This window comes from Microbacterium sp. HJ5 (genome assembly GCF_054824025.1).
Genome location: NZ_JSYE01000019.1, coordinates 123475 through 132900 on the forward strand (window position 1 = coordinate 123475; position 9426 = coordinate 132900).

The 9426-nt window shown below is 74.9% G+C and carries 9 protein-coding genes; 6 read left to right on the top strand and 3 right to left on the bottom strand.

Translation table 11 applies throughout. The features are described 5' to 3' along the window. Window positions 1–57 precede the first annotated feature (57 nt). The 6 genes from OB08_RS10710 to OB08_RS10735 all read left to right on the top strand — a co-directional run bounded on the left by OB08_RS10710 (window position 58) and on the right by OB08_RS10735 (window position 5463). Window positions 58–450 carry a TOBE domain-containing protein gene (locus tag OB08_RS10710; RefSeq protein ID WP_461474539.1) on the top strand — a complete coding sequence of 131 codons (393 nt, stop codon included), beginning with the start codon at window positions 58–60 and terminating at the stop codon, window positions 448–450. A 2-nt stretch (window positions 451–452) separates the two neighbouring features. Beyond that, entirely contained in the window at window positions 453–1274 is an 822-nt protein-coding gene (gene modA / locus OB08_RS10715) for a molybdate ABC transporter substrate-binding protein (RefSeq protein WP_461474541.1), read from the top strand. After that, entirely contained in the window at window positions 1271–2089 is an 819-nt protein-coding gene (locus OB08_RS10720; RefSeq protein ID WP_461474543.1) for an ABC transporter permease, read from the top strand. Before modA ends, OB08_RS10720 begins: the two co-directional genes overlap by 4 nt. After that, window positions 2086–3186: a sulfate/molybdate ABC transporter ATP-binding protein gene (locus tag OB08_RS10725; RefSeq protein WP_461474544.1), complete on the top strand. Its 1101-nt coding sequence runs from the start codon at window positions 2086–2088 to the stop codon at window positions 3184–3186. Before OB08_RS10720 ends, OB08_RS10725 begins: the two co-directional genes overlap by 4 nt. 20 nt (window positions 3187–3206) lie before the next feature. Then, entirely contained in the window at window positions 3207–3806 is a 600-nt protein-coding gene (locus tag OB08_RS10730) for a GNAT family N-acetyltransferase (protein WP_461474546.1), read from the top strand. 88 nt (window positions 3807–3894) lie between these two features. Continuing rightward, the gene (locus tag OB08_RS10735; protein WP_461474548.1) at window positions 3895–5463 is read left to right on the top strand and encodes an SDR family oxidoreductase; all 1569 of its coding nucleotides are present in this window, start codon (window positions 3895–3897) and stop codon (window positions 5461–5463) included. On the opposite strand, the gene OB08_RS10740 is transcribed toward OB08_RS10735, so the two are convergent. Genes OB08_RS10740 through cydD form a run of 3 tightly spaced genes read right to left on the bottom strand, consistent with a single transcriptional unit; the run spans window position 5438 to window position 9378 of the window. Then, entirely contained in the window at window positions 5438–5989 is a 552-nt protein-coding gene (locus tag OB08_RS10740; RefSeq protein WP_461474550.1) for a GNAT family N-acetyltransferase, read from the bottom strand. The two genes, OB08_RS10735 and OB08_RS10740, sit on opposite strands and share 26 nt — an antisense overlap. 48 nt (window positions 5990–6037) lie before the next feature. Next, the gene (gene cydC / locus OB08_RS10745; RefSeq protein WP_461474552.1) at window positions 6038–7711 is read right to left on the bottom strand and encodes a thiol reductant ABC exporter subunit CydC; all 1674 of its coding nucleotides are present in this window, start codon (window positions 7709–7711) and stop codon (window positions 6038–6040) included. Continuing rightward, entirely contained in the window at window positions 7708–9378 is a 1671-nt protein-coding gene (gene cydD / locus OB08_RS10750) for a thiol reductant ABC exporter subunit CydD (RefSeq protein ID WP_461474554.1), read from the bottom strand. Before cydD ends, cydC begins: the two co-directional genes overlap by 4 nt. Window positions 9379–9426: the final 48 nt, after the last annotated feature.

The following is a 9426-nucleotide window of genomic DNA, read 5'->3' on the forward strand; positions in this document are numbered from 1 at the left end:
CGCGAATGCGGCGAAAACTCCGGTCCCTGGCCGCATTCGCGGTGATACGGTCGATGCGTGCCGAGTTTCAAGATCGCCGAGGCGGCCCGCCTGCTGGGGGTCAGCGACGACACCGTCCGCCGCTGGGTAGACGCGGGTGCGCTCCCCACGACCGGCGCGACGCCGGCCGAGATCCCGGGGGCGGCGCTCGCCGCCCGAGCGGCCGACCTGGCGTCGTCGCCGGGCGACGAGTCCGACGTGCTGTCGAGTGCGCGCAACCGCTTCGTCGGACTCGTCACGCGCGTGCAGCGCGACGGGCTCATGGCGCAGGTCGACATCCAGTCCGGACCTCACCGCGTCGTCTCCCTCATGTCGGCGGAGGCCGCCGACGACCTCGGCCTCGAGGTCGGATCCCTCGCCGTCGCCGTCGTGAAGGCCACCAACGTCATCGTCGAAACACCGAGAGGGTGAGGATGCCCCGCCCCGTCGCGCGCCGAGCGATCACGTCCGTGCTGCTCGTCGCCGGGCTCGCCCTCGCCGGGTGCGCCGGCTCGCCGGGCTCCGCCGGCGACCTCGATCCCGACGCCACGGCCCCCGCGGCGACCGAGCGGGGGCCCGAACTGACCGGCGACCTGACGATCTTCGCCGCAGCTTCGCTCGGGACGGCGTTCGACGAACTGGCGACGAGGTTCGAGGCGCGGCATCCGCAGCTGGAGGTGCTGCCGATCGCGTACGACGGATCGAGCACGCTCGCCACGCAGCTCGTCGAAGGGGCGCCCGCCGACGTCTTCGCCTCAGCCGACGAGAGGAACATGCAGAAGGTCGTCGACGCGGGTCTGACCGCCGATCCGGCGGTGTTCGCGTCGAACACCCTCGTGATCGCCGTCCCGGCCGGCAACCCCGGCGGCGTCACCGGCATCGCCGACCTCGCCGACCCCGGCCTGACCGTTGTGCTGTGCGCGTCCGAGGTGCCGTGCGGCGCGGCATCCGCCACCCTCCTCGACGACAACGGCGTCGCCGTGACGCCGGCGAGTCTCGAGCAGAACGTCACGGCGGTGCTCACGAAGGTCGCCGCCGGCGAGGCAGATGCGGGCCTCGTGTACGTCACCGATGCGCGGGGGCGTGACGACGTGGAGGCCATCGAGGCGGCCGGCGCCGACGGCGTCGTCAACCGCTACCCGATCGCGGCGCTCACCGAGTCGTCGAACCCCGAGGCCGCGCGGGAGTTCGTCGCCTTCGTGCTCTCGCCCGACGGCCGCGCCGTGCTCGACGGCCTCGGATTCGGCGCCCCGTGACCTCGCCGACGGCAGCACGCGACCGCGTGGGGTTCGTGCCGCGGGTCCTCGCGATCCCCGCGTTCGTCGGGCTCGCGCTGCTGATCCTGCCTCTCACGGCGCTCGTGCTGCGCGTGGACTGGTCGACGCTGTGGAGCGACATCACCTCGGCCGTGGCGCTCTCCGCGCTCGCGCTGTCGCTCGGCACCGGGCTCACCGCGACCGCGGTGTGCGTGGTGCTCGGGGTGCCCCTGGCGCTGCTCATCGCGCGCAGCAGGGCGCGCACCGCCGCCGTGCTGCGCGCGCTCGTCACGGTTCCGCTGGTGCTGCCGCCGATGGTCGGCGGCGTCGCGATGCTGTTCCTGTTCGGCCGTACCGGCTGGCTGGGCGGGATGCTCGCCGAGTGGGGCATCCGGATCCCGTTCACCACGACAGCCGTCGTCCTCGCGCAGACGTTCGTGGCACTTCCGTTCCTCGTGCTCGCCCTCGAGGGATCGCTGCGCACCACGGGCGTCGGTTACGAGCAGGCGGCGGCCGGGCTCGGCGCGGGGCGCTGGACGATCCTCCGACGGGTCACCCTGCCACTCGCGGCTCCGGGTCTGATCGCCGGCGTCGTGCTGTGCTTCGCGCGGGCGATCGGCGAGTTCGGGGCGACCGCTCTCTTCGCCGGCAACGCCCCCGGCGTGACGCAGACGATGCCGCTCGCCATCTACACCGCGTTCAACGGGGCCGGCGTCTCGCAGGGCTCGGCGGTCGCCCTGTCTCTGCTGCTGCTCGTCACGGCGATCGCGGTGCTGCTGCTCGTCCGGGCCTGGCGCCCGGAGGCGCAGCGATGAGCGCCCTCGACGCGCGCGTGGTCGTCGAGCGCGGTGCGTTCCGGCTCGACGCGGCGCTGCAGGCCGGGCCCGGCGAGGTGCTCGCCGTCATGGGGCCGAGCGGTGCCGGGAAGACGACCCTGCTGCACGTCCTCGCGGGGCTCACGGCGCTCGACGAGGGGCACGTGCGGCTGGGCGATCGCGAGCTGGATGCCGCGCCCCGCCCGCGCCGGCGGACCGCTCCGTCGAGCCGGGGCATCGTGCTGCTCGGGCAGGAGCCGCGCCTGTTCCCGCACCTCTCCGCGCACGCGAACATCGCGTTCGGGCTGCGCGTGCACGGTGCGACCAAGGAGGTGGCGGCGTCCGAGGCCGACCAGTGGCTGTGGCGCGTCGGGCTCGACGGCATGGGGCGCCGGCGGCCCTCGGAGCTGTCGGGCGGTCAGCAGCAGCGCGTGGCCCTCGCCCGCGCCCTGGCCACCTCGCCCGAGGCGATCCTGCTGGACGAGCCGCTGACATCCCTCGACACCGAGACGGCCGGCGATGTGCGCGCGCTGCTGCACGACCAGCTCGCGTCCACCCGCACCACGGCCGTCGTCGCGACCCACGACGCGGTGGACGCGGTGTCGCTCGCGTCGCGCCTTGTCGTGCTGGAGAAGGGCCGCGTGACGCAGGCAGGCGCGGTCCGCGAGGTGCTGGCGGCGCCGGCGACCCGCTTCACCGCGGCCGTCGCCGGGCTCAACCGCGTGACCGGCGTGCTGCGCGCCGGGCGGTGGGAGAGCGAGGGTGTCGTGCTGGCGGCCGAGGGTGCGGCATCCGCTCATCGCGACGGCGAAGCCGTGGCCGCGGTGTTCCGCCCGTCGGTCGTGGGGATCGAGCGCGCAGAGGCCGACACGTGGACCGGTGCGCTGCGGCTCGCGCCGTCGGTCGTCGAGGGGGAGTGGCTCGCGCGTGTCACGCGCCTCGAGCAGACCCCCGCCGGCGTGCGCGTGCGCACCGCCGATCCCGAGGTCGCCGTCGACCTCACGGCCGACCGCGTCGCCGAACTCGGCCTCGCGCCCGGGCTGCCGGTCCGGCTGCGCCTCGACGTCGGCGACGTGCGCTTCGTCGCGGTGTCATGACCCGCTCCTAGACTCGTCGGGTGACCCGCATCCGTCCCTTCCGCGCCGGCGACGAGCCGGCGCTCGCCGAGATCTGCCTGCGGACGGCGGATGCCGGTGCCGACGCCACGGGAGTGCTCGACGACGACGACCTGTGGGCCGAGATCTTCGTCCTGCCCTACGTCGCACGGCATCCCGAGCTCGCCTTCGTGGTCGAGGCCGACGACGGCCGCGTGGTCGGCTACATCGTGTCGGCGCCCGACACCCGCGACTTCGAGGAGTGGTTCCGCGCGGAGTGGTGGCCGGCGTTCGGCGAGCGGTGGCCGCGGCCCGAGGCCGAGGCGTCGCGCCAGGACGGCATCCTGCTCTACGCGTACGCACGTCGCGGCGGCGGCGAGCCGTACGGCGACGAGTACCCCGCCCACCTGCACATCGACCTGCTGCCCGAGGCCCAGGGGCGAGGCCTGGGGCGCGAGCTGATCGCGACCCTGATCGACGCGCTGCGCGCGCGGGGAGTGACGGGGCTGCATCTCGTCGCATCGTCGGACAACGCCGGGGCGGTCGCGTTCTACCCGCGCGTCGGGTTCGCGCCGCTGCCCTCGCACGACGGCGTCCAGGCGTTCGGCGCCCGGCTGGACTGAGCCCGCGCCCGGACGGCGCGCCGACCGCACACGTCGCCGTCGAGCGCAAGGGCTTCGATGCGCCGACCGTCGCGCGTAGCCTGCCGACATGGACGACCTCTCCTCGCCGACCGGCCGCGAGCCCGCCCTGACCGCACGTCCTCGGGAAGATGGCAGAGCCCCGCGCGCCCTCGTCATCGGCGCCACCGGCTACATCGGCGGCCGCCTCGTGCCGCGCCTGCTCGCGGCGGGCTACGACGTGCGCGTGCTCGCTCGCGATCCGGCGCGTGTGGTCGCGTTCGAGTGGGGGAGCCGCGTCGACGTGGTCGCGGGCGATGCGACGGATGCCGCGGCCGTCGGCCGTGCCGTCCGCGACGTCGACGTGCTCTACTACCTGGTCCACTCGATGTCGGCGGGCAAGGGCTTCGCCGACGCCGACCTGCGTGCCGCCGAGACGGTCGCCGCAGCGGCGGCCGCAGCGTCGGTGGGCCGCATCGTGTACCTCGGGGGCCTGCATCCCGACGGTGTGAAGCTGTCGCCGCACCTGCGCTCACGCGTCGAGGTCGGCGAGGTCTTCCTCCACAGCGGCGTGCCGTCGCTCGTCCTCCAGGCGGGGGTCGTGATCGGGTCGGGGTCGGCGTCGTTCGAGATGGTGCGCCACCTCACCGAGGTGCTGCCGTACATGCCGGCGCCGAAGTGGGTGCGCAACCGCATCCAGCCGATCGCCGTGCGCGACGTGCTCCACTACCTGCTGGGCGCGGCGCGCGTGCCCGCCGACGTGAATCGCGCCGTCGACATCGGCGGGCCCGATGTGCTGCGGTACGGCCAGATGATGAACGGCTACGCCGTCGAGGCGGGCCTCCATCAGCGGCCGATCGCGGCGCTGCCCGTGCTCACCCCGCGCCTCGCGTCGCACTGGGTGAACCTGGTCACTCCCATCCCTCGGTCCATCGCCCGGCCGCTCGTCGAGTCGCTCCAGAACGAGTGCGTCATGAAGGACCACGACGTCGACGCCCTCATCCCGCCCCCGGAGGACGGCCTCACCGCGTACCGCGCCGCGGTGCGACTCGCGCTCGGGCGTCTCGAGACCGACTCGATCGAGACGAGCTGGCAGGACGCCGAGGTGCTCGGCGTGCCGAGCGATCCGCTGCCGAGCGACCCCGACTGGGCGGGCCGGGTGGTGTTCACCGACGTGCGCGAGGCGACCACGTCCGCTCCGCCGGACGCGCTGTGGCGCGTCATCGAGGGGATCGGCGGTGAGAACGGGTGGTATTCGTCGCCGCTGCTGTGGGCGATCCGCGGATGGATGGACCGCCTCGTCGGCGGGATCGGCCTGGCCAGGGGGCGCCGCTCGAAGGCTCGCCTCGGGGTCGGCGACGCGCTGGACTTCTGGCGCGTCGAGGCCATCGAGCCCGGGTCGTTCCTGCGGCTCCGTGCCGAGATGAAGGTTCCGGGGCTCGCTTGGCTCGAGCTCCGCGCGAGTCCGGATGCCGCAGGCTCGCGGTACGACCAGCGGGCGGTGTTCTTTCCCCTCGGCCTCGCCGGGCGCCTCTACTGGCTGGCAGTGCTGCCCTTCCACGGCTTCATCTTCGCGGGCATGGCGAGCCGGATCGCGGCGGCCGCGGAGGCCGAGGTCGCCGAGCCGCAGAAGCTCAGCGAGGCGACACCGTCTCCTTGAGGTCGCGCACGCGGCGGCGCTCCAGCAAGGTGTGTCCTGTGCCGCCGATGCGACGCTCGTCGGTCATGGTGGCGCCGTCCTCGCGCCAGCCGTGGCGCTCGTAGAACGCCGCCGCCCGCGCGTTGCCGTCGAGCACCCACAGGTGGGCCTTGCGGAATCCGGCGGCGCGCAGGCGCTGCTCGGCGGTGACGAGCAGCGCGTGCCCCACGCCGCGCGACCAGTACTGCGGGTGCGCGTAGATCGCATAGACCTGTCCGTCGCGCGGCCGGTCGCCGTCGATCGACGCGCCGATGGCCGCCCAGCCGGCGACCTCGCCGTCGACTTCGGCGATGAGGTCGCACCCTCGCGGGTCGCCGTGCATCTCGTCCCACCGCGCCGCCCGGCGCTCGGACTCGTGATCGGCGTCCATCGCATCCAGGATCTCCTGCGCCATCAGTCCCGTGTACGCCGCGCGCCACGTGTCGATGCGCACGCGCGTGATGCTCGCGGCGTCGTCGCGGGTCGCGGTGCGGACGGTCAGCGTCATGCCCTCGACGCTAGCCGAGGCATCCGCTCGCCGTCGTCGAGGCGGGCCTCAGACCGCGACGACCCGGCCGTGCTCGAGGCGCACCACGCGGTCGACGAGCCCCTCCGGCACGGCGACGTGCGAGATGAGCACGACCGCCTGGTCGTCGCCGACCGCGCCCAGCAAGTCGACGAGCAGGGCATCGGATGCCTCGACGTCGACGCCCGCAGTCGGCTCGTCGAGCACCAGCACGGGGAAGTCCCGCAGCAGCGCGCGTGCGAGGGCGATGCGCTGCGCCTGCCCGCCCGACACGAGGGCGCCGCGTTCGCCGACACGTGCGTCGAGTCCGCCGCGCTCGCGGAGCCAGTCGCCGAGGCCGACGCGCGCGAGCGCCGCCTCGAGCTCGGCGTCGCTCGCCGTGTCGCGCGCGAACAGGAGGTTCTGGCGGATGTCCTCGTCGAAGAGCATCGGCTGCTGCTCGCACAGGCCGACGGTCAGGCGGACGTCGTCGCCGGCGAGCTCGTGCACGGAGCGCCCGCCGATGTCGAACGCACCGTCCGTCTCGAGGAACCGCACGAGCGCGTGGGCGAGCGTCGTCTTCCCCGCCCCGCTCGAGCCGACGACGAGCAGGCGCTCGCCGGGGCGGACGTCGAGGTCGACGTCGCGGAGCGAGGCATACGCCCCTCCGGGCCACGAGACCGACGCGCCGCGCAGCCGGATGCCCTCGCCGAGCGCGGGCCCCTCGCCGCGCGCCGGCGTGCTCTCGTCGGCGAGCTCGGCGGGAAGGTCGGCGGGCAGCGCGTCGGCGATGCGCTGAGCGGATGCCGCGACCTGCCGCCACGCGGCGGCGGCGAGCGGCACCGCCGCGAACACCTCGAACACGGCCATCGGCACGAGGACCACGACAGCGAGCGACGGCCCGTCGAGGCCTCCGGACGCCGCGCCCGGCAGCGCGGCGAGCACCGCGAGGATCGAGGCGCCGCCGGCGAGCAGCGACACGATCGCCGTCGTCCCCGCCTGGGCGCCGGCGCGCCGCACGATCGCCCGCCGCACGGCGGCGTCGGCGGCCGCGATGCGCGCACGGCTCTCGGCGTCGGCGCCGAATGCCTGGAGCACGTCGAGGCTGCCCAGGTGGTCGAGCACCGCGTCGGCGAGCTGCGCGCGCAGCGGCGCGATCGTGCGCTCCGCCCGCCCGCCGGCGGCCCACCCCCACAGGGTCGCGGTGAGCCCGGCGACGACCAGGCACCCGAGCAGAGCGAGCGCCGCGGGCCACCACACGATCGCGACGAGGATCACCGCGCCGACGGCGACCGCAGCTGACGCGACGAGCGGCTGGACGACGCGCAGGGGCAGGTTCTGGAGGTCGTCGACGTCGTCGACGAGCGCGCCCAGCACCGAACCGCGCCGCGTGCGCGTCAGCCCGTCGGGAGCGAGGGGCACGAGCCGGCGCACGAGCGTCGCGCGGGTGGTGGCGAGCTGACGCAGCGCGGCGTCGTGCCCGGTGAGGCGCTCCAGATAGCGGAACGTCGCGCGCGACAGCGCGAAGAACCGCACGCCGACGACGGCGGCCGAGAGGTAGAGGACCGGCGGCTGCTCGCTCGCCCGCACGATGAGCCACGCGCTCACCGCCAGGAGCGCGACGGCCGAGGCCTCCGATGCGAACCCCGCCGCGAGGGCCGGCCACAAGCGCCGCCCCGGCGGCAGGGCGCCGCGCAGCACGTCGCCGCGCCTGACGGCCGTCATGCCGCCACCTCGCTCGGGGCGAGCCGGACGATGTCGTCGGCGATCGCGCGTGCGCTCGCGCGGTGCGACACCAGCAGCACGGCGGCTCCGGCGTCGGCGAGTTCACGGACCGCGCCCCACAGGCGCGCCTCGGTCTCGGGGTCGAGGGCGGCGCTCGGCTCGTCGAGCGCGACGACGTCGGCGCGCCCGCGGAGGCGCCGGTAGAAGGCGCGGGCGACGGCGACGCGCTGCGCCTGCCCGCCCGAGAGCCCGGCGCCCTGCACGCCGAGCTCGTGCGCGGGGGAGAGGTCGTCGGCGCACGCGAGCTCGAGCGCCCGCGCGACGAGGCGGGCGTCGGGCGCGGTGTCGCCGAGGGCGACGTTCGCGGCGATCGACCCCGCGATGAGGCCGGGCCGCTGCCCGGCCCAGGCGAGCCACGCCGAGGGCGCGAGGGCACGCACGTCGGTGTCGCCGTACACGGCGTCACCCTCGTACGCCGCCGCGCCGCGGAGGGCGGCGAACAGGCTGGACTTGCCGGCGCCGCTCGGTCCCTCGATCAGGGTCACTGTGCCGGTGTGCGCGACGAGTGACACCGGGGGCAGCATCCGCTCGCCCCGCCGCACACGAACCGACGTCAGCCGCAGCGGACCGCGCCCGGCGGCGGCGACGTGGACGACGGCGGAGTGCGCGGAGGTGCGGGCGGCATCGAGCACGTCGAACACGTCGTCGGTCGCCGCGACGCCCTCGGCGGCGGCGTGGAACTGCACGCCGACCTGCCGCAGCGGCAGGTAGGCCTCGGGGGCGAGCAGCAGCACGAACAGGCCGACGGCGAGCGCGAGCGCGCCGTCGATCAGGCGGAAGCCGATCGAGACCGCGATGATCGCGACCGAGATGCTCGCGAGGAACTCGAGGGCGAAGCCCGACAGGAACGAGACGCGGAGCACCCGCATCGTCTCGCGTCGGTAGTCGTCGGTGACCCGCTCGATGGATGCCGCGGCCCGGTGCTGCCGGCCGAAGACCTTCAGCGTCGCCAGTCCCTGCACGGTGTCGGCGAAGCGGGCCGCGAGCCGCTGCAGCGTGCTCCACTGGCGCTGCTGCACCGCGCGCGTCGCCAGACCGATGAGCACCATGAAGATCGGGATGAGCGGCAGAGTGAGGACGACGGTGAGGCCCGAGATCCAGTCCTGCCACCACATCACCGCGATGATGAGCGGCGTCGCCACCACGGTCTGCACGAGCTGCGGGAGGTAGCGGCCGAAGTAGGCCTCGAGCGCATCGAGTCCGCGCCCCGCGGTCACCGCGAGCCCGGCGGAGTGGCGCGCGGCGAGCCATTCCGGGCCGAGGACGCCGACCGCGTCGAGGAGCGCCGTCCGCAGCTGGGTCTGCACGCGGGCGGCCGCGCGGGCCGCGGCGGCCTCGCGCGCCCACAGGAGGACGGCGCGCAGGCCGACGACGGCGGCGAGGGCGCCGAGGGTGGCGGCGAGGTCGGGGAGCGGCATCCCGTCGATCGCGCCGGTGATCGCCCGCGTGAGCAGCCACGCGAATGCCACCACGACCGCCGTCTGCGCGACGGCGACGGCCCCGATCGCGACGAAGAACCCGCGCGAGGCCCGTGCGTACCGCAGCAGCCGCGGATCGACCGGTTTGCCGGAGGTGCGCGCCGGCCCCGTGCTCTCGTCTTCGCTCATGCCTCCTCGACCCTACCCACCCGCCGTCCCCCTTCCGTTTGCGAACGG